The sequence below is a fragment of the Bacteroides stercorirosoris genome (genome assembly GCF_900142015.1).
In the GTDB taxonomy this organism is placed as follows: Bacteria; Bacteroidota; Bacteroidia; order Bacteroidales; family Bacteroidaceae; genus Bacteroides; species Bacteroides stercorirosoris.
In genome coordinates, this window is record NZ_FQZN01000010.1 from 146,250 (window position 1) to 166,859 (window position 20,610).

Here is a 20,610-nt window from a genome sequence, read left to right on the forward strand (position 1 = left end):
AATATGGCAGAAGAAGTTGTATTAATGAAAGGAAACGAAGCCATCGCCCATGCAGCTATCCGTTGCGGAGCGGACGGGTACTTCGGTTATCCTATTACTCCGCAATCGGAAGTATTGGAAACTCTTGCCGAACTGAAACCCTGGGAAACTACCGGCATGGTGGTGTTACAGGCAGAAAGTGAAGTGGCAGCTATTAATATGGTGTACGGCGGTGCCGGAAGTGGAAAAATGGTATTGACGTCATCTTCCAGCCCCGGTGTCAGTTTGAAGCAAGAAGGTATCTCTTATCTGGCAGGTGCCGAATTGCCCTGTCTGGTTGTAAACGTGATGCGTGGCGGTCCCGGATTGGGAACTATCCAGCCAAGTCAGGCGGACTACTTCCAGACCGTAAAAGGTGGAGGACACGGTGACTACCGTTTGATTACGCTCGCTCCCGCTTCCGTACAGGAAATGGCAGATTTCGTAGGACTGGCTTTCGACCTTGCCTTCAAATATCGCAACCCGGCTATCATTCTTGCCGACGGTGTTATCGGCCAGATGATGGAAAAGGTGGTATTGCCCCCGCAAAAGCCGCGCCGCACTGATGCAGAAGTTATCGAGCAATGCCCGTGGGCTACTACCGGCAAGGCTAACGGTCGCAAACCCAACATCATTACTTCTCTGGAACTGAAACCGGAAGAAATGGAAAAGAACAATATCCGTTTCCAGGCCAAGTACAAACTGATAGAAGAAAACGAAGTACGCTTCGAAGAAATCGATTGTGAAGATGCCGATTATCTGATTATCGCATTTGGTTCTATGGCCCGCATCGGACAAAAAGCAATGGAACTTGCACGCGAAGAAGGTATCAAAGTCGGTATATTGCGCCCCATTACTCTTTGGCCATTCCCCACAAAAGCCATCGCATCTTATGCCGAAAAGGTAAAAGGTATGCTGGTCACCGAGTTGAATGCCGGACAGATGGTTGAAGATGTACGCCTCGCTGTGAATGGTAAAGTGCAAGTAGAGCACTTCGGACGCCTTGGCGGAATCGTACCTGATCCGGAAGAAATTGTAAGTGCGTTGAAAGAAAAAGTAATAAAGAAATGAACCCTGATAAAATAAGAAGCGTATTGAATATACTCTTCATGATACTCGCTTTGGCAGCTATCATCGTATATTTTGTTGCAAAGGATGATTTCAAACTATTCATCTATGTTTGCGGCGCAGCAATATTCGTTAAGCTGATGGAGTTTTTTATACGGTTCACCAACAGGTGACAAGGGAACAAGTTAACAAGATACAAGGGCCTCGTAAACTGAAGCCTTGTCAACTTAAAAAACAAAAGTTATGACAAAAGAAGATATTATCAAGCCTGAGAATCTGGTTTATAAGAAACCGACTCTGATGAACGATAATCCCATGCACTACTGTCCGGGATGCAGCCACGGTGTGGTACACAAGCTGATAGCCGAAGTTATCGAAGAAATGGGCATGGAAGACAAAACAGTAGGTATCTCCCCGGTGGGATGTGCCGTGTTCATCTATAACTATCTGGACATTGACTGGCAGGAAGCTGCACACGGACGTGCACCTGCACTTGCCACCGCTATCAAGCGCCTCTGGCCGGACCGCCTGGTATTCACTTATCAGGGCGACGGCGACTTGGCATGTATCGGTACTGCCGAGACTATCCATGCATTGAACCGCGGTGAGAACATCACTATCATCTTCATCAACAACGCCATTTATGGTATGACAGGTGGACAGATGGCTCCTACTACGCTGGTTGGCATGAAAACCTCTACCAGTCCTTACGGACGTGATGTACATCTACATGGTTATCCGTTGAAGATGGCCGACATCGCCGCACAACTAGAAGGAACAGCTTACGTAACCCGCCAGAGTGTGCAGACCGTTGGTGCCATCCGCAAAGCTAAGAAAGCTATCCGCAAGGCATTTGAGAATTCTATGGCAGGCAAAGGTTCCAACCTGGTAGAAATCGTTTCTACCTGTAACTCCGGATGGAAGCAGACTCCTGCACAATCCAACAAATGGATGGAAGAGCACATGTTCCCATTCTATCCGCTGGGTGACTTGAAAGATAAATAATCACATGCTAAAAGACTAAGAACAATGAAAGAAGAAATCATTATAGCAGGCTTCGGCGGACAAGGTGTATTGTCCATGGGAAAGATTTTGGCATATTCGGGACTGATGGAAGACAAAGAGGTAAGCTGGATGCCCGCCTACGGACCGGAACAACGCGGTGGTACGGCCAACGTAACGGTTATCGTGAGCGACGAGAAAATCTCCTCCCCTATCTTGAGCAAGTACGATGCTGCCATCATCCTGAACCAACCTTCTTTGGAGAAATTCGAGAGTAAGGTTAAGTCAGGCGGTATCCTGATTTACGACGGATACGGCATCATCAATCCGCCTACCCGTAAGGATATCAAAGTGTATCGCATCGATGCAATGGATGCAGCCAATGAAATGAATAATGCCAAAGCATTTAACATGATTGTGCTGGGTGGATTGCTAAAACTGAAACCGATGGTTACGCTGGACAGTGTGCTCAGAGGATTGAAGAAGACATTGCCCGAACGCCATCATCACTTGATACCGATGAATGAAGAAGCAATTAAGAAAGGTATGGAATTGATTAAAGAGGTATAATTCCATAAGCTCTTACAATAAAAAAGTTAAGCCCTTGCAGAAAGAAATTATTGCAAGGGCTTAACTTTTATAGACTATGCCATAATACATAAAAAAGACTTATTTATAGGGACAACTTCCCGAATCGCGTGCTGTACACCTTGAATTAGTAATACTGCAGACACCCCGTCCGTTTATCACATCATCCGTCAGATTATCACAAGTCACTTTATACTTATCCTTGCCGCTGCCTGCATGCCCGGTAGCCATCAAAATGATATAAAGCACCAGAAGTGCCAATGCAACGAATATCAATATCCAAGTAATTGTAAACACAGCATAAGTTGTCAGAATCATATATCCCCATTGCCAGGTAATCTGCTTCCGGTCTTCCTTCGGCGTATTACGTATCTGATACCAGGCATAAAGAATGATTGCCAAAGCCGAGATGCCCACCAGCCAACCTATAAAAGTCTGACCACCGTCGCCAACCCACTGTGAGATGACAGCAACCACACCCAAAACCGCACCAACTATATAGTAGTTTTTCGATTCCGGCACTACTTCCACACCTGACAACTCGCGCAAACGACCGGGAACAAAACCACTCCATTTGGTCAGTGAGAGGATAACTGCCACAAACGACACTACCACCATAAGCATAATTCCACCAAACAAGAAGGTAATATTCATTATCACATCATAAATGATGCGCCACATATCGGCTTTCTTATCTGCAGAACGGCCATATTGCAAAAAGCGCTGCACAATACGCCACACCGGATAAGCCAATGTTAACACTGCGAAAACAACGCCATACCATAACAGTTGTCCTTCTGTAGCACTTTCTCCCAATATCAGGATGGAAGTTAACATATAAACCAGAAACATCACATATCCCAGCACCATTGTCAGAATCAGCGTGCGGAGGGTACGGAAACTGAATGAAGAAACAATTTCCGTTCCGGCTCTTTTATTAAACCAGCCTTTCACTTTATCAAACTTAAAAAATACGACACACGAAAATATCAAGCCAAACAGACTCAAAAAAGGAACTACCAAGCCCAGAAACAGATATACGTTCTCCATGATACCAGATTAATTATAGTGATTAAATATGTTTTATTTCCGCTTAATTGAAAGATTCATTTTCAGCACTTCCGAATGGGAATAATTCCCTTGGAAACAGCCGTCATAATCAGATCTGCCGCATTGCGCGCGCCCAGCTTCTCCATTAAATGACGGCGGTGTGTATCCACCGTATTAGTGGAAACACAAAGTTCCTGCGCTATTTCCTGGGTACTTTTTCCTTCGGAGATATGTTTCAAGACATCCAACTCGCGCAACGTAAGTTCTTCTTTCCGCCCCTCTTCCGAACGTTTCATCTGATTGCGCACGTGTTCAGCATAGGTGCAATAATAAGTTTCCCCGTCCAGCACGCGCCGGATGGCCTCTGTTATTTTTGTAGCATCTACAGACTTGAAAAGAATGCCGTCGATATCACATTGCATCATGTTTTTTATAAACCAGATTTCCTCGTGCATCGTATTCACGATAATACGTGCTTTTGGAGCCTTTTTCCGGATATGAGTTATAATGTCCAGTCCGGACATATCGGGCAACTCCATATCCAACAAAAAAAGGTCAAAACTCTGTGATGCGATAAGAAGCAAAGCCTCCTGCCCTGTTGAGGCAGTACATACAACTTTTATCTCCGGTAAAGAACATTCCACAATCCGCTTCAAACCCTGAAGCACCAAATCATGGTCGTCCACCAACAAAATGCGTATATCTTTTTCTCTCATTAACCTATTTTTGTATTCTACATTTATGTTGCAAAGAAAAGTGATTTATAAATATACGACATCATCAAAAATAGTGATTTTCGCTTGAAAAGTCAGTTTATTTTTCGGGAAACGGCAGGGGAACCGATAAGACAAATTCCTGCTCACCCGATTTACTGACTCCCATTGTCAAAGCCGCATTGATGCTCTTTGCACGTTCGCGAATTGTATTCAGACCTATTCCGCGCAAAGAAGCCGGAGTGTCAGTATATCCTTTGCCGTTATCGGTCAATTGCAACACCAACTGAGAAGGTTCCATAGAAAGTTTCAACTGTATATCCGTCGCTCCGGAGTGCTTCACTGAATTGGATAATAATTCCTGCACCACCCGATATATTTCATAAGCTATCTGTTCGGGAACTTTCCTCCATTCAGCATCCGTATTCGCATTATGCATAGTGATATGCATGGCAGAAGGAATCGCCAGATGAGCCACATACGCTTCCAAGGCCTCGACGAGGGTAACATACTGAAACTTTGGAGGCATCAGTTCATGAGAAATGCAACGTACATCTCCCCGTACCTGTTCCAACAGCCCTAACAACTCCTGCTGTGTTTCCGGTGTGGACGGCATACACTGCATCTGCATCCCGATACCCAGCAAATCATTACACACACCATCATGCAACTCTTTCGCAAGTCTCGTCCGTTCCTTTTCCAATCCTTCAATATAACGTTGTGCCAACCTGTATTCCTGTTCTTTCTGCATACGCTTCCGGCGGAACATATAATAGAAGGCGAACAGAATAAACGCAAAAGCAAAAACGAGTGCCAGGATAGCCCAACGCATAGTCCGGGCTTCCTCTTCCAGACGCATTCCGTTCAAGCGGACTATTTCAAGTTCCTTTTCTTTGGTTTCGTATTTCACAGTCAATTCGGAAAGTTCTTTCTGGACCTGCTCGGTACGCAGACTGTCCGCTAATGCATAGGCGCGCTCATAATGTTTGGCCGCCTGAGAATAATCCTTCAGATCCTGATAGTTACGCGCCATTTCCAGATACAATTTGTCAACAGGAGAGGAAACATTTTCTCCCTGATAGTCCAGCAAGGACTTCTGAATTTCCAAACTTTCCCTGTAGCGTCCCATCTGAGCAAGCAGCAAAGACTGCATCTCCCGATACCCCAACACCTCGACAGAATTCGCAGGGAGTTCCAGCAGCACCTCCTCCGCTTCACGCATATAATAATTCACCGAGTCCCGCTGATTTATCTTATAAAACATCCGGAGCATCGTAACAATACCTTTCAGCGCATATTTAGGCATACGTTGTCTTCTGCCTTCTTCAAGCACCGCCCGAATCATAGCGATTCCCTCATCATATTTTCCCTGAAGAAACAAGATACTGCCACAAGAATAATTGGCATATAGAATCATATCCATATCACCACTCTTGGCGGCAGCTTCCACCGCACGTTTTCCATAAACCAACCCCTCGTCCAGACGGGAAGTATTGGCATAGAGTATGGATATATTTCCCAGCAGGTTGGCTTTCTCATCCCAGTCGCCATCACGTCTGTCCAGCAACAGCAGAGCCTGATTGTAGCAAATCAACGCAGAATCCGGCATCTCTTTCCGACGATAAATGATGCCTATGCTTGAAATGGAATTTGCCAGTGAAGCCGTATCTTTCAGCCGGGCACTCTCGTCGCGAGAAAACCGGTAGCGTTTCATCGCCTCATCCATGTCACCATGTGAAAAGTAGGTTTCAGCCAAATTTACCAACAGTCCCGTATAAAGAGGCGGCTGTTTGGTTTTGACGGCTTTCATCGACTTCTCAAACCAATATCGCGCAGTGTCCGACGAACGGTAAGCATAATATTCACCCAGCCGGCAATAGGCCAGTGCGATGCTATCATCAACTCCGAGCTTTTCCGCACGTTCCGCGGCAGTTTTCAAACTCGTAAGTTCATCTTGAGCATAAAGAGAAGAAAAAAGTCCGGAAAGACAGAAAAAGAGTATCAGAGTCTTCATATTTATATTGGTTTATAAGATAGTGTGTTTGCAAAAATAGGCAAAAAAGGCTGAATTCCGCAAGCGAATAATTTTTTATTGTATCTTTGCGCCTAATTATGAGACGCATTCTACTAACATACATACTTCTATCAGTATTGGGACTGCTGACAGCGCAGGCACAGCGTACGCTCAATACCTTGGACAACCGTGACCAATATGGAAACCAGGTAGACCCATCCAGACAGCCAGACAGCCTGGATACCGGTACTGATGTACAAAGCATTCCGCCCAAACTCTATATGTGGAAATTAAGCGAAACACTGGGCAACCGCACAATCATACCCGCCGACACAGCCAACCTGAACTTTCAGAACACGAACCTGGTAGACGGTATGACAGGACAATATAACTTTTTAGGCAACCTCGGTTCTCCCCGCCTCTCGCGTGTATTCTTTGACCGGGAAAGTGACGAACCGACCATCTTTATGGCACCATTCTCCAGTTTCTTTGTCCGTCCCGACCAAATGCTTTTCACCAACAGTAACGTTCCTTATACAAATCTGACTTACTATAAAGCCGGTAACAAGATAAACGGTGAAGAACGGTTCAAGTCCTATTTTTCCGTCAATGTAAATAAGCGCCTGGCTTTCGGTTTTAAAATCGACTACCTGTACGGGCGCGGATATTATACCAATCAATCTACCTCTTATTTCAACGCCGGCATATTCGGAAGCTATATCGGCGAACGTTATCAGTTACAAGCCGTGTATAACAACTTCTACTTGAAGATGAATGAAAATGGCGGTATAGCGGATGACGGTTATATCACCCGTCCCGATACGATGGCAGAAGGTAAGAAAGAGTATGAGTCCACCACTATCCCGGTGAAGATGGAGCAGGCTTCTAACCGTAACAAAGACTTTTACGTTTACCTTACGCAGCGTTACCGAATGGGCTTTACGCGAAAAGTACTGAAAGAGGAAGCCGCCAAAAACAATGCCCAGCAAAGTTTTGCTTCCTCCAATACCACTACACCGATAAGGAAAACATCTGCTATTTCAGACAGTCTGGCAACAACCGGACTCCCGGCTGACAGTCTTTTGGCAGACAGTCTCATACAGGCAAACAGCATCCGCCTGGACAGTATTCATAACAGCACTTCCCTTCCGGAAGATACCAATTTCGTCGAAGAATTCGTTCCGGTCACAAGTTTCATCCACACCTTCAAGGTAGAACGGTCACGCCACCGTTTCCAGGCAGTGGAAGATCCGAACGAAAATGCCAACTATAACAAATTCGGAGTCAGCCGCGACTCCACCACAGCATTCAGCGTGAAGAACGTATTCGGTATCGCATTGCTGGAAGGGTTCAATAAATATGCCAAAGCCGGACTGACCGCCTACATATCGCATAAGTACAGCCGTTATGACCTGATGAATAAAGACTCCATAACGACAGACCGCTTCACCGAGCAGGAAATCTACGTTGGCGGTGAACTTGCCAAACGCCAGGGTAAGACCCTGCACTATTCCGTAGACGGTGAAATAGGTATCATGGACAAAGCCCTGGGACAATTCAGTGTAAACGGAAATATGGATCTGAATTTCCGCCTTTGGAAAGATACGGTAAATTTCATTGTACGGGGATTTGTAAAGAACACATTACCTTCCTTCTATATGCGCCATTATCATTCCAACCTGTTCATTTGGGATAATGATAATATGGAAAAAGAATTCCGTACCCGTGTGGAAGGTGAACTTAACATCAGCCGATGGGGTACCAACCTCCGTGCCGGTGTAGAAAACATTAAGAACTACACCTACTTTAATCAGAATGCCGTACCTACCCAGAATAGTGGAAACATACAAGTACTTTCCGCTACGCTGCAACAAAACTTCCGCGCAGGCATTTTCCATTTGGACAATGAGATAGTCTGGCAAAAATCGAGCAACGAAACCGTTCTCCCTCTGCCCCAAATCTCATTATATTCCAATCTCTACATACTGACCACAATGGCGAAGAAAGTACTAACCGTACAACTGGGTGCCGACGTGCGTTATTTCACTAAATATCACGCCCCGGCCTATACCCCTGCCATCCAGCAGTTCCATCTGCAACCGAACGATGACCAGGTAGAGATCGGCGGTTATCCGATAGTCAATATCTATGCCAACATACACCTGAAACGTACACGTCTCTTTGCCATGTACTCTCACGTGAACCAGGGTATGGGTACACGTAATTCTTTCCTCGTACCGCACTACCCCATCAACCCGAGTCTTCTCAGACTGGGTGTTTCATGGAATTTCTATGATTAAAGCCTTTTACGTATGAGAATATCGAAAGCTAAGATTCTGAAATATGCAGCAATGGGCATTATAGCCGCCTGCATTGCCACCTTCTTTCTTAAAAAAGAGAAGTCGCAGGGTCATCCGCGTGATTATGCAGAAATAGCTGCCGAGAAAATCATCCGTGTCGCTACGGAATATAATTCCATCAGTTTCTATGTAGACGGTGATACATTGTCGGGCTTTCATTACGAACTGATAGAAGCATTTGCCCGCGACCGTGGCTGGAAAGCCGCCATTACTCCCGAAATGAGTTTCGACAAACGGTTGGAAGGACTGGCCGAAGACAAATTCGATGTCATAGCCTATGGCATCCTGGCTACCAGCGAATTGAAAGATTCGTTGCTCCTTACCACACCGATTGTACTGAACAAGCAAGTTCTCGTACAGCGGAAAGCCACCTCACCTACCGATTCCCTGTTCGTCAAAAGCCAGTTGGACCTGGCAGGCAAAACCTTGCATGTAGTAAAAGGTTCACCGTCTATCCTCCGCATCCATAACCTGGGAAATGAAATAGGCGACACCATCTATATTCAAGAAATAGACAAATACGGTTCGGAACAATTGATATCCCTCGTGGCTCACGGAGATATTGACTATGCCGTATGCGATGAGAGTATCGCCCGCGCCGTGGTGGATAGTCTGCCTCAGATAGATATCAACACGGATATCAGTTTCACACAATTTTATTCATGGGCTGTCAGCAAGCAATCCCCCGTCCTGCTGGACAGTCTCAATGCCTGGCTCCAGACTTTCCGCTCCAGCAATGAGTTTAAACTCATCTACCGTAAATATTACTCTCCTTCCGACAAGAAATAAGCTCTTTTTTGCTTTAACAAAGCTTTCCACCGAAAATTAGAACATCTATTCTGAAAGGGGGAACTCAATTTCAGCTTTCAGAATTTGTCAGATTCCCCTATTGTTTAGAACTTTGCACCGGATATTTATAAGAGACTATTCATTTAAAGTACTAAACGAAGATGAAAAAGAGACCTTTATTCTACCTATTCTGTATGGTTGCATCCTTTGGAGGACTATTTGTCACCTCTTGCAACGATGATGATTATCCGGGTGCAGCACCCGATGAAATCACCGCCCATTACAGCAGCAAACTATCAGACGGAACACGTGCCAACCTTGCCTTAACTTACAGTGGACATGAACTGATAGGAAAAAGTGTGAACTTCGAAACCAATGACTCGCGGACAGCCCAACTCACCTTGCAATGTATATTACCCCACGAGGCGGAAACCCAGCTGACCGGTATCTCCCTGACTCCCGACGGACAAGGCGGATATACATTTTCGGGTGACGCTACGGGCAGCCAGACCGGGACTACTTTCAGTTACAACGGAACCGTGCAAAAAGGCAAACTGGCACTCGATATAAAAAATCCCCAAATACCAGCCAATCCTTTGGTACAGGCAAAGGACCTGAACTTTGTGAAAGCCGGAGTTGTGTTGCGCATCGCCATAGGCGACATGGATTTAGGAGAACTAATCGAGGGAAAAGTTAACGAATTCCTGAAAGCCGTTCTCAAAGATATCAGCTTCCATACCGATGGCAATATTACCGCTTCCTATTCCGGAATGCAGGAATCCGACTGGAAAAGCTCTCCCGTCAATCTGGTTTCTTTCTATATGACAGATGGGAATACCTTGTATGTCGCCCCAAACGTGGATATGATAATCCGCCAGATACGGCTCAACCAAGCGGTGACACGTGCTGACGACAATCTGATTACCGTGCTCCCCAAGGTATATGCCTTGCTGAATCAGTGGTCTACCACAGGATTGAAACTCTCATATGCAGAAAACTCCATCACCCTCAACAAGGAAGAACTGGACCCCGTCTTTGCACTGCTGAAAGTACTACCGGATGCCATAAGGAACATCAGTATCGGAGAAATCCCCGGCCTGGGAGAAAGTACGATAGGCACATTGGCCGATCTGTCGTCCTTGATCAGCGACCTCAGCCTGACGCTCTACTTCAACGTGAAAAATGCAGGATAATTTAGAAACCACGTAATTAGCATACGTATGAAAAAACAAATATACCTTATAGTAAGCTTCCTTTTGCTGACGGGCACATACGTCTCCGCACAGACTCTGAAAGGACATATCTACGACGCCGGTACAAACGAACCATTGGCGGGCGCCACCGTCACCTACACACTGCACGGCAAGCAGGGTGTCGTTTCCGACATAAACGGTGCATACGAAATCAGCCTCCCCGAAGGCGGAGTCGACCTCATATTCAGCTATGTAGGTTATGATGATATGCTGGTACCCATCGTCATCAGCAGACGTGAGAATATGACCAAAGACATCTACATGAAAGAAAGTACCAACCTGCTGCAGGATGTCGTCGTCAGTGCCGGACGTTTCGAGCAAAAACTCTCCGACGTGACTGTTTCAATGAACGTGCTGAAAGCGAGCGACATTGCACGCCAGGCACCTACGGACATCACATCGACGTTGCAAACCCTTCCGGGCGTGGACATTGTAGACAAGCAGCCCTCCATACGCGGTGGTGGCGGATGGACGTACAGCGTAGGCGCCCGCAGTCTGGTACTGGTAGACGGGATGAGTACACTAAGCCCGAAAACCGGAGAAATCAACTGGAACACCGTACCACTGGAGAATATAGAGCAGGTGGAAGTTATCAAAGGAGCATCCAGTGTGCTCTATGGTTCGTCTGCCCTGAACGGGATTATCAACATCCGTACCGCACGACCGGGGTTAACCCCGCAAAGTCGTTTCAGCACATACGTCGGCATCTACGATGACCCGAAGAATGAAAGTTATGCGTACAGCGATAATACGTTCTGGAAGAATGACAAGTACCCCGTAGAACCCATCTTTCGCAACAGCCTGTACAATGGCATCCGTAAACCCATTTACGAAGGTTTCGACTTCTCACATTCACGCCGCATCGGTAATTTCGACGTCAGCGGCGGACTGAATCTCTTTACCGACGAGGGTTATCGCGAGCAAAGTTACAACAAACGCTTCCGCGCAGGCGGCAACCTGACTTACCATCAGCCGGATATGGGAACGAAGTTTATGAATTACGGCTTCAACATTGACTTCCTGAGCAATAAGTACGGTGATTTCTTCATCTGGCGCTCACCGGCCGAACCTTATAAACCCTCTCCTTTCACCAACATGGGACGTGAGGCAAACAACATCCACATCGACCCTTTCTTTAATTACGTGAACCCCGACAACGGTACGTCCCATAAAGTAAAAGGACGCTTCTATTACAGTTCCGACAATCTTGCCGAACCCACCCAAGGCGCATCCATTACAGACATCTTAGGCAATATGGGTACCGATGCCCAGCAGATACAGAACATCGTGAACGGTGACCTGAGCATACTGGACCCGCTATACCAGGGTATTCTGCAAGGTAACGTCAATGATATAGTGAACGGCGCATTCACGGCACTGGAGAAAGTTTTCCCCAATGCCACCACAGCCGACTATTGCGATCTGATTTCATGGGTTATGAACAACGGTCTGCCCTCAGATATAGGTGCCGTGCTGGAAGGCAAGATACCTTCGGACTTAGTGCCCTGGCTGTCCGGTGTTATGAATCCCACCAAGAACAACGCGCGCACCAAACAAGACAAGTGTTATAATTATTACTTGGACTACCAGTTCAACAAGAAATGGGACGGTGGCGCACAAATCACTGCCGGAACCACTTTCGAACATATCCGCTACAACTCCGCCGTAATGGGCGAAACGCACAACAGCGACAACGTAGCCCTCTTCTTCCAGTACGACCAGCGTTTCTGGGATCGCCTGAGCGTATCAGCCGGCGTACGTGCCGAATACTATCGCGTCAACGAGCATTACCGCGAAGCTGAATCCACGATATTCGGAACGAAAGTGCCGTTCCGTCCCGTATTCCGTGCAGGACTGAACTACCAGCTTGCCGACTACAGTTTCCTGCGTGCCAGCTTCGGCCAGGGTTACCGCAACCCTTCCATTACCGAGAAGTTCCTGCGCAAGGATATCGGCGGTGTAGGCGTTTATCCCAATTACAACATCCAACCGGAGAAGGGTTTCAATGCAGAAATCGGTATCAAACAAGGATATAAGATAGGTAACCTGCAAGGTTTCCTCGATGTGGCAGGTTTCTACACCCAGTATAAGAATATGGTGGAATTCCAGTTCGGCTTGTTCAATAACGCCAACAACCAGATGATTAACAGCATCCCGGGTGCCCTCCTCATGCTGGTGATGGGACAAGGTTTCGGCATTGGCGCGCAATTCCATAATGTATCCAAAGCGGAAATCTACGGTGCGGAAATCAGCACTACCGGAGCCTACAACTTCAACAAGAACACCAAGCTGGTTTACAACTTAGGATATGTGTACACCGAGCCGCGTGATGCAGACTACAAAAAGCGCAACGCCATTGAAGATGCCTATACCGACCCGTTGCAGATGAAAGAGAAATCAAACAACTCCAAATATCTGAAATATCGTCCGAAACATTCTTTCAAAGCCTCGATGGACTTCCAGTGGAAACGCTTCAACCTCGGCGGAAACGTAAACTGGAAGAGCAAAATACTGGCAGTGGACTATATCATGCTGGACGAACGCCCTAAAGAATTGGGTGAATTCGACCTCATGAATACCATCCGCACCATCCTCTTCGGATATGGCAACGGCGAGACACTGGCAAGTTACTGGAAAAAGCATAATACGGATTACTGCACCGTTGACTTGCGTATGGGCGTGAAAGCCACCAAAGAAGTAGCTTTCCAATTCATGGTAAACAATCTGTTTAATAAGGAATACAGCTACCGCCCCATGGCATTGGGCGCCCCGCGCACATTCGTTGTGAAGATGGACGTTACGTTCTAAAGAGAAATCCGATAAATGACTGTGCCCCCGTAGAGTGAAACTTATCCACTCTGCGGGGGCACAACCGTTTCATGTCATGATAACATTGTTTACCCCAAACGGTAACTCCATTTACACGCCGAGGTAAAGGTCGTTACATACCGAGGTAAAAGCCGTTACAATACGGGGTAAAGGTCGTTACATCCTGCGGTAAATGCTTTTACATCATCAGGTAAACCGTATGTAAATGAGATACACTGATAATCAGTTCACTAAGCAAATGCAAGGGTCTCTTTTTAGTTCCTACTTTATATCTCTTTTAGATCACAGGTTTTCCACTTCCCTTAACCATGCTTCTGACGATGCATCACTCGGCATCCGCCAGTCACCGCGCGGACTGATGGAAATACTGCCCACTTTGGGTCCGTCCGGCAGACAGGAACGCTTAAACTGCTGGTTGAAGAACCGGCGGAAGAATATCCGCAACCACTTCTTGATGGTTTCTTCATCATACACACCCTTGAAAGTACGGGCTGCAAGAAAAAATATCTTGGAAGGACGGAAACCGCAACGTAGAAAATAATACAGAAAGAAGTCATGCAGTTCATAGGGTCCTACCAGGTCTTCCGTTATCTGCTTGATGTTTCCGTTTTCATCCGCCGGAATCAGTTCTGGACTGATCGGCGTATCTACAATATCGAGTAGCGTAGCACGTGAAGTCTCATCCATATCATTCTCAGCCACCCACTTCACCAAATGTTTTACCAAAGTTTTGGGTACGCTTCCATTGACACCGTACATAGACATATGGTCACCGTTGTAAGTAGCCCAGCCCAGTGCCAGTTCAGACAGGTCGCCCGTGCCTATCACCATTCCATTGGTCTGATTGGCTATATCCATCAATATCTGCGTGCGCTCCCGTGCCTGGGCATTCTCATAAACCACATCGTGTACATCCATATCATGGTCTATATCTTTAAAATGCTGAACGCAAGCTTCTTTGATACTAACTTCACGGACGGTTATCCCTAAAGAATTCATCAAATCCACAGCGTTCGTATGTGTACGGTCGGTTGTCCCGAAGCCCGGCATAGTTACACCGATAATACCCTTACGAGGCCATTCCAGTTTATCGAACGTCTTGACACATACCAGTAATGCCAGTGTGGAATCCAGTCCGCCGGAAATCCCGACAACTGCACTTTGGGCATGGGTATGCATTAAACGCTGTGCCAGACCGGAAACCTGTATGGAGAAGATTTCTTCGCAACGCTCATTCAATGCAGCACCTTGCGGAACAAACGGATGTGGTTCAAAAGCACGTGTCAGGTTCAAATCCTTACTATTCACATATTCTGTAGATACCCGCACCGCTTCTCCCGGTGCACAATGTGCACGGCAAGCGGCAAATGTAGTATTCACACGACGTTCCGTACGAATATGTTCCACATCTATCTCACTGATAACAACCTGTCCCTCAAAAGAGAAACGATTGCTACGAGCCACCATCGTCCCGTTCTCAAAAATCAACCCGTTTCCCGCAAACACCACATCCGTGGTAGACTCTCCGAAGCCGCATGAACTGAATACGTAACCGGCAATGCAACGCGCCGATTGCTGACTAATCAGCGAACACAGATAGTTGTGCTTGCCTATGCCTTCGTTATCCGCCGACAGGTTGAACAGAATTTCCGCTCCCTGCAATGCCAGTGAGGAACTGGGAGGAATGGTTGCCCATAAGTCCTCACAGATTTCAATGCCAAATGTCGTGTCCGCCATCTCAAACAACAGATTAGCCCCCATAGGAACCACCTGTCCGCAAAGACGCACACTTCTTTCCGACACATCGACGGCAGACGTGAACCAACGCTTCTCATAAAATTCCTTGTAATTGGGAAGATAGGTTTTAGGCACCACACCCAGCACCTTTCCTTTTTGGATTACGACAGCCGTATTCAGCAACATACCGTTCAGTGCCACCGGCATACCCAGTATGGCAATAATGTCCAGTTGTCTCGTATTGTTTATAATCTGTATCAGCTCCATTTCCGCCTCTTCAAGCAGCAGTTGCTGGGCAAACAAATCGCCACATGTATATCCTGTCACGCACAATTCCGGGAACGCAATGATTTGCACGCCTTTCCCTTCAGCAATGATTATCTCCTTTTCAATCTCACGGGCATTGAACTTACAGTCCGCCACCTTGACACGGGGCACAGCCGCCGCCACCTTTACATATCCGTAATTCATAAGGATGTCATTTATAATATTTGACGGCAAAAATACGCTTATTTATCCACAAACACAAAATTATCATTTCTTTCACTCGGTATATCCTAAATTATTAGTACTTTTAGCGGCATTTTTAAAACACGTTATACAAAACTCATGAAAACCCGCAATGCACTCCATAGATGGCTACTTTCCCTGATACTTCTGGCAGGGTATCTCTCCCTCTCAGCCCAAGAAAAGGAAAAAGAGTATGTACTGTTTCTCAGCTCCGTCAGTGAAGAAGAAGCATGGATACATGGTTTCCTGAATGAACTTCGCGGGTATTTCCCTTATGAGGAAAAACTCGGATTGCAGACTTATTTCCTGACAGTGCCGGTGCTTCAGAATAAAGAGGAAGTGAAGCAAGCCCAACAAGATATTCTGCAAGCATGCCCCACTCCCCCAAAAGCTGTCATAATCGTAGGAGATCCTGGATGGTTGGTCAGCGCTCCCATATTCGACGGCCCCTGGAAAAATATTCCCGTCATACTCTGTTATTCACGCGACCGTGTCCCGTCCACATTGCAGACATTACTGGACAAATCTCCTCTGATGCAAGCAAACAGCATAACCATCGAGGAATTCAACAAGAACTATAATATCACCGTATTGAAGCAACCTTATTATATCAAGCAAACCCTGGAACTAATCAAACAGCTCCAGCCGGAAGTCAAACGGATAGCCTTTATCTCTGACGACCGCTACATCAGCGTTGTCACCCGACAATCCATAGAGGCAATCATGCAAAAAGACTTTCCCGACCTGAAACTGGAACTTTTATCATCGGCACAGATAGCCACCGAAGAGTTACTGGACACGCTCACTGTTTATGATAAGACGACCGGTGTCATATACTATGCCTGGCTGCGGCAATATGGCAATAAGCAGAATTACTACTTGTCCGACCACCTCAAGAAGATACTTCCTACCTTCCTGAAAGTCCCGGTTTTCACCCTGGCCGACTTAAATTTGCAGGAGAACCTGTATGCAGGCGGACACTATATTTCCGTACAGGATTTCACAGCCACGGTAATGTCCATTATCAACCGTATCATGGAAGGTGAATCCGCCTCATCCATTCCTTACCAAAGCGGTGGAACTCCCCGCACATACCTTAATTTCTCCGATTTGAAATGGTGCAACATACCGGAAAAGCTATATCCGGAGAATGCTGTTTACTATTTTCAACCTCCCACATTCTATCAGCAATACAAAGCCTACATCTGGATGACAGGCATCTTCCTTACCCTCCTTCTCACCTTTTATATCTTCTATTACACCCATTCCCTAAAACACAAAAAAGAACTCATTCAGGCAAAAGAACGCGCCGAAGAATCAGACCGGTTAAAATCGGCCTTTCTTGCCAATATGAGTCATGAAATACGTACCCCGCTCAATGCTATCGTCGGCTTTTCCAGTATCCTCGCCGAAACGGCGGACACTCCCGAATGCCACGAATACATCAGAATCATAGAAGACAACAATTACCTGTTGCTGCAACTCATCAATGATATTCTCGACCTTTCCAGAATAGAAGCCGGACTACTTGATTTCCACTATACCGATGTAGACATCAATGGATGTATGCATAAACTTGAAGATGCCTTTCACTTCAGGATGCCTGCAAACGTAGAGTGCATTACGGAGTGCGGAATGAAAAAATGCCGCATACATACTGAGAAGAACCGTTTGCTGCAAGTGCTCGGAAACTATTTTTCCAATGCCATAAAATACACCTCCCAAGGAAGCATCACCATCGGTTATAACCCACCCCGGGACGGCAAATTACATTTTTATGTGCGAGATACAGGCTGTGGCATCTCTCCCGACAAACAACAAACTATTTTCCAGCGCTTTGTGAAACTGGACAATTTCAAGCAAGGCACAGGACTCGGACTATCCATCTGCCAGATGATTGCCGAAAAGATGGATGCCACTGTCGGAGTCACTTCCGAAGTAGGCAAAGGATCCGAATTCTGGATAGAAATCCCCTACCAACCCATATAAAAGAGGTGAAAATTACATTTTATAGAATAATCATGCAAAAAAAGATTAGAAATCTTTTGGAAAATTCCCAGAAGTCTTTATCTTTGCAAGCGAAATAAAAATGTAATTATTACAAGTTTGAACTAAGAGAATATGGAAATAGTAGTAGAAAGATTGCAAGAACATAACATTAAGCCTTCAATGCAACGTATCGCCATCATGAAATATCTCATGGAACATCGTACGCATCCGACGGTAGATGAAATTTATACAGCACTGTCTCCTACTATACCTACGCTTTCAAAAACTACAGTTTACAACACACTGAAGATTTTGAGCGAACAAGGAGCTGCACAAACCCTTACTATCGATGAACGTAACACATGCTACGATGCCGATACCAGTCCTCACGCACATTTCCTATGTAAGAGTTGCGGAAGAATTTATGATTTGCCGTGCGACGATGCTGTAAAGAAAGTGGTAGATACGGATATGGATGGACACGAAGTGCAGGAAATCCATTATTATTACAAAGGTATTTGTAAACAATGTAAAGAAGACTAACGTTTTATTATAAAACGAACGAATAACTAATTCAATTAAATCAGAAAGAAAATGAAGAAATTTAGATGTACTGTATGCGGTTACGTATATGAAGGTGATGCCGCTCCTGAGAAATGCCCGTTGTGTAAAGCACCTGCAAGCAAGTTTGTAGAAGTAGTAGAAGCTACAGAAGATGGTCCTCTTACTTTTGCTGACGAACACGTTATCGGTGTAGCTAAAGGTTGTGACGAAGAAATGATTAAAGACTTGAACAATCACTTCATGGGCGAATGTACAGAAGTTGGTATGTACCTGGCAATGAGCCGTCAGGCTGACCGCGAAGGTTATCCCGAAGTAGCAGAAGCTTTCAAGCGTTATGCTTGGGAAGAAGCAGAACATGCTTCTAAGTTTGCTGAACTGCTGGGCGACTGCGTATGGGATACAAAAACGAACCTCGAAAAGAGAATGAACGCTGAATCAGGTGCTTGCGAAGATAAGAAACGCATTGCCACCCGCGCAAAAGCTCTGAACCTGGACGCTATCCATGACACTGTTCATGAAATGGCTAAAGACGAAGCTCGTCACGGTAAAGGCTTTGAAGGTCTGTATAACCGTTACTTCAAGAAATAATGTAAAAACACATTTTGTGTTGATAGAAGAGGATGCATTACTGTATCCTCTTTTTTTTATTCTTTTTTCTACTTTTGATGTCACGTTCTCTTTTCCCGTTCGTCTTATCAATGTAAATGGAACTTAAACAATTTAAAATATCCGTTCTTCCTCTCCGCGATAAGTTATTAAATTATGCGCGGAAGTTGACCGAGAGTCCGGACGATGCGGAAGATGCCGTGCAGGAAGTCCTGCTCAAGCTATGGAACAAAAGGCTTGAACTGGAGCAGTACCGTAGCATTGAAGCGTTCGCCATGACCATGACTCATAATCTCTGCATGGACATGTGGCGCACCAGGCATACCGGCAACGTACCGTTGGAATACGTGCAGGATGCCACTCCCGGCGGAACACCGGAACGGTTGCTCGAAATAAAGGACGAAATCCGCCTGATGCGTGAAATCATCGACTCGCTGCCCACCTTGCAACGCACCATCATGAGAATGAAGGACATCGAGGAATACGAAACGGAAGAGATCGCCAACATCACGGGCTGCAACCCGGAAGCCATCCGGAGCAACTTGTCGAGGGCACGGAAGAAAGTGAGGGAAATTTACCTGCAAACCATACAAGAAAGAAGAAGGAGGAACCAAGCATGAAGATAGAAGAATTAATTGACCGTTATTTCGAGGGACAGACCTCGTGCGAGGAAGAACGCGAACTGCGCCGTTTCTTCACCCGGGAAAATGTGCCCGAACACCTTCAAGTGTACCGTCCCTTGTTCATCTGTCTGGAACAGGAGGTAAAAGCATTCCAAGAAAAAAGTGTCCCTACAGCTAAGCTTCCCTCCCATCGCCGCCGCTTCATCTATATGATGAGCGGAGTGGCAGCCGGAATATTATTGCTTATCGGTATTGCCGGCACCAAACAATACCTTCACGTTACTCCAGAGAATTATGTCATCATTGATGGCAAGCAATACACCGACGACAATCTGGTACGTGAACAAGCTCTTGCCGCTTTCCGTGATATGCGGACCACGGAAGATGAAGTACTTGACCTGATGTTCGAATAATAAAAAAAAATAATAGATATGATTATGAAAAAGTTCATTCGTACCCTGCTATGTTGCCTGCTGTTACTATTCAGCACCGGCATGTACGCCCAAAAGGGGCTACAAATAGCTTCCGTATTCCAGAAATACGGCAACCAGAAAGGGGCTACCTACGTGGAACTGTCCAAAATGCTATCCAAGAACTGGGACATCACCCACTATCAGAGCCTAAAACTGGCGAAAGCAGAAAAAGCATTACCCGAAATTTACCGTTGCCTGGAAGCTGACCGCGAACACGCCAAGAAGATAAAGGAGGTAGTAACTGACGGACAAATACAATCAGGCTACTACCAATTGCCTCCATTACAGAATAAGACCAACCGTTTCATACTGTTCCGGCTCGGGAAGAAAGGTGAAGCGACTCTTATCTATATTGAAGGCGAGATAGACAGTGACGACCTTGTCACACTGATATTCAGCAAAGACTAACTCTGAAAATTATAAA

17 protein-coding genes are annotated in these 20,610 nt (G+C 45.9%); 13 read left to right on the forward strand and 4 right to left on the reverse strand.

The annotated features are described in order from the left end of the window. Positions 1-3 precede the first annotated feature (3 nt). The 3 genes from BUC01_RS09500 (at position 4) to BUC01_RS09510 (ending at position 2,658) form a co-directional block, all read left to right on the forward strand. Positions 4-1,089, forward strand: coding sequence for a 3-methyl-2-oxobutanoate dehydrogenase subunit VorB (locus BUC01_RS09500; RefSeq protein WP_025831654.1), 1,086 nt, complete (start codon positions 4-6; stop codon positions 1,087-1,089). A 240-nt stretch (positions 1,090-1,329) separates the two neighbouring features. Beyond that, positions 1,330-2,091 (forward strand): thiamine pyrophosphate-dependent enzyme, encoded by a 762-nt coding sequence (locus BUC01_RS09505; protein WP_009131160.1) that lies wholly within the window; start codon positions 1,330-1,332, stop codon positions 2,089-2,091. A gap of 24 nt (positions 2,092-2,115) precedes the next feature. Continuing rightward, the gene (locus tag BUC01_RS09510) at positions 2,116-2,658 is read left to right on the forward strand and encodes a 2-oxoacid:ferredoxin oxidoreductase subunit gamma family protein (RefSeq protein WP_025831653.1); all 543 of its coding nucleotides are present in this window, start codon (positions 2,116-2,118) and stop codon (positions 2,656-2,658) included. A gap of 99 nt (positions 2,659-2,757) precedes the next feature. Here the strand turns inward: BUC01_RS09510 and BUC01_RS09515 are convergent, their stop codons facing one another. The 3 genes from BUC01_RS09515 to BUC01_RS09525 form a co-directional block, all read right to left on the reverse strand. After that, positions 2,758-3,726, reverse strand: a complete 969-nt coding sequence (locus tag BUC01_RS09515; protein ID WP_025831652.1) for a hypothetical protein — start codon at positions 3,724-3,726, stop codon at positions 2,758-2,760. 62 nt (positions 3,727-3,788) lie between these two features. Next, complete coding sequence (locus tag BUC01_RS09520; protein ID WP_025831651.1) at positions 3,789-4,442, reverse strand: response regulator transcription factor; 654 nt, start codon at positions 4,440-4,442, stop codon at positions 3,789-3,791. Between the two features lie 97 nt (positions 4,443-4,539). Then, entirely contained in the window at positions 4,540-6,453 is a 1,914-nt protein-coding gene (locus tag BUC01_RS09525; protein ID WP_025831650.1) for a tetratricopeptide repeat-containing sensor histidine kinase, read from the reverse strand. 98 nt (positions 6,454-6,551) lie between these two features. Between BUC01_RS09525 and BUC01_RS09530 the strand changes: the two genes are divergently transcribed. From BUC01_RS09530 to BUC01_RS09545, 4 genes are all read left to right on the forward strand, one after another. Beyond that, on the forward strand, positions 6,552-8,753 hold the full coding sequence (locus BUC01_RS09530) for a putative porin (protein WP_025831649.1): 2,202 nt from the start codon (positions 6,552-6,554) through the stop codon (positions 8,751-8,753). A gap of 12 nt (positions 8,754-8,765) precedes the next feature. After that, positions 8,766-9,602 (forward strand): transporter substrate-binding domain-containing protein, encoded by an 837-nt coding sequence (locus tag BUC01_RS09535; RefSeq protein WP_081795789.1) that lies wholly within the window; start codon positions 8,766-8,768, stop codon positions 9,600-9,602. A 161-nt stretch (positions 9,603-9,763) separates the two neighbouring features. Then, the gene (locus tag BUC01_RS09540; protein ID WP_081795788.1) at positions 9,764-10,795 is read left to right on the forward strand and encodes a DUF4925 domain-containing protein; all 1,032 of its coding nucleotides are present in this window, start codon (positions 9,764-9,766) and stop codon (positions 10,793-10,795) included. Between the two features lie 27 nt (positions 10,796-10,822). After that, positions 10,823-13,663, forward strand: coding sequence for a TonB-dependent receptor (locus tag BUC01_RS09545; protein WP_025831644.1), 2,841 nt, complete (start codon positions 10,823-10,825; stop codon positions 13,661-13,663). 303 nt (positions 13,664-13,966) lie between these two features. Here BUC01_RS09545 and BUC01_RS09550 read toward each other — a convergent pair whose 3' ends face one another. Continuing rightward, complete coding sequence (locus BUC01_RS09550) at positions 13,967-15,892, reverse strand: NAD(+) synthase (protein WP_073313533.1); 1,926 nt, start codon at positions 15,890-15,892, stop codon at positions 13,967-13,969. Positions 15,893-16,030: 138 nt separating this feature from the next. Here BUC01_RS09550 and BUC01_RS09555 point away from each other — a divergent pair, with 138 nt between their 5' ends. The 6 genes from BUC01_RS09555 (at position 16,031) to BUC01_RS09580 (ending at position 20,594) form a co-directional block, all read left to right on the forward strand. Beyond that, positions 16,031-17,920: a sensor histidine kinase gene (locus BUC01_RS09555; protein WP_025831641.1), complete on the forward strand. Its 1,890-nt coding sequence runs from the start codon at positions 16,031-16,033 to the stop codon at positions 17,918-17,920. 132 nt (positions 17,921-18,052) lie between these two features. Beyond that, positions 18,053-18,463 carry a Fur family transcriptional regulator gene (locus tag BUC01_RS09560; RefSeq protein ID WP_025831639.1) on the forward strand — a complete coding sequence of 137 codons (411 nt, stop codon included), beginning with the start codon at positions 18,053-18,055 and terminating at the stop codon, positions 18,461-18,463. Positions 18,464-18,514: 51 nt separating this feature from the next. Continuing rightward, positions 18,515-19,072, forward strand: a complete 558-nt coding sequence (locus BUC01_RS09565; RefSeq protein WP_009131168.1) for an NADH peroxidase — start codon at positions 18,515-18,517, stop codon at positions 19,070-19,072. A gap of 116 nt (positions 19,073-19,188) precedes the next feature. Next, positions 19,189-19,710: an RNA polymerase sigma factor gene (locus tag BUC01_RS09570; RefSeq protein ID WP_025831636.1), complete on the forward strand. Its 522-nt coding sequence runs from the start codon at positions 19,189-19,191 to the stop codon at positions 19,708-19,710. Then, complete coding sequence (locus BUC01_RS09575; RefSeq protein WP_025831634.1) at positions 19,707-20,126, forward strand: hypothetical protein; 420 nt, start codon at positions 19,707-19,709, stop codon at positions 20,124-20,126. The genes BUC01_RS09570 and BUC01_RS09575 overlap by 4 nt, the downstream gene beginning before the upstream one ends. Positions 20,127-20,150: 24 nt before the next feature. Continuing rightward, positions 20,151-20,594: a DUF6108 family protein gene (locus BUC01_RS09580; RefSeq protein ID WP_009131183.1), complete on the forward strand. Its 444-nt coding sequence runs from the start codon at positions 20,151-20,153 to the stop codon at positions 20,592-20,594. Positions 20,595-20,610: the final 16 nt, after the last annotated feature.

Bases quoted from the DNA above. Each gene is read 5' to 3' on its own strand.
- BUC01_RS09550 (WP_073313533.1), bottom strand. From the start codon at position 15,892: ATGAATTACGGATATGTAAAGGTGGCGGCGGCTGTGCCCCGTGTCAAG.
- BUC01_RS09545 (WP_025831644.1), top strand. From the start codon at position 10,823: ATGAAAAAACAAATATACCTTATAGTAAGCTTCCTTTTGCTGACGGGC.
- BUC01_RS09560 (WP_025831639.1), top strand. From the start codon at position 18,053: ATGGAAATAGTAGTAGAAAGATTGCAAGAACATAACATTAAGCCTTCA.
- BUC01_RS09500 (WP_025831654.1), top strand. From the start codon at position 4: ATGGCAGAAGAAGTTGTATTAATGAAAGGAAACGAAGCCATCGCCCAT.
- BUC01_RS09505 (WP_009131160.1), top strand. From the start codon at position 1,330: ATGACAAAAGAAGATATTATCAAGCCTGAGAATCTGGTTTATAAGAAA.
- BUC01_RS09520 (WP_025831651.1), bottom strand. From the start codon at position 4,442: ATGAGAGAAAAAGATATACGCATTTTGTTGGTGGACGACCATGATTTG.
- BUC01_RS09580 (WP_009131183.1), top strand. From the start codon at position 20,151: ATGAAAAAGTTCATTCGTACCCTGCTATGTTGCCTGCTGTTACTATTC.
- BUC01_RS09570 (WP_025831636.1), top strand. From the start codon at position 19,189: ATGGAACTTAAACAATTTAAAATATCCGTTCTTCCTCTCCGCGATAAG.
- BUC01_RS09555 (WP_025831641.1), top strand. From the start codon at position 16,031: ATGAAAACCCGCAATGCACTCCATAGATGGCTACTTTCCCTGATACTT.
- BUC01_RS09525 (WP_025831650.1), bottom strand. From the start codon at position 6,453: ATGAAGACTCTGATACTCTTTTTCTGTCTTTCCGGACTTTTTTCTTCT.
- BUC01_RS09530 (WP_025831649.1), top strand. From the start codon at position 6,552: ATGAGACGCATTCTACTAACATACATACTTCTATCAGTATTGGGACTG.
- BUC01_RS09575 (WP_025831634.1), top strand. From the start codon at position 19,707: ATGAAGATAGAAGAATTAATTGACCGTTATTTCGAGGGACAGACCTCG.
- BUC01_RS09540 (WP_081795788.1), top strand. From the start codon at position 9,764: ATGAAAAAGAGACCTTTATTCTACCTATTCTGTATGGTTGCATCCTTT.
- BUC01_RS09535 (WP_081795789.1), top strand. From the start codon at position 8,766: ATGAGAATATCGAAAGCTAAGATTCTGAAATATGCAGCAATGGGCATT.
- BUC01_RS09510 (WP_025831653.1), top strand. From the start codon at position 2,116: ATGAAAGAAGAAATCATTATAGCAGGCTTCGGCGGACAAGGTGTATTG.
- BUC01_RS09565 (WP_009131168.1), top strand. From the start codon at position 18,515: ATGAAGAAATTTAGATGTACTGTATGCGGTTACGTATATGAAGGTGAT.
- BUC01_RS09515 (WP_025831652.1), bottom strand. From the start codon at position 3,726: ATGGAGAACGTATATCTGTTTCTGGGCTTGGTAGTTCCTTTTTTGAGT.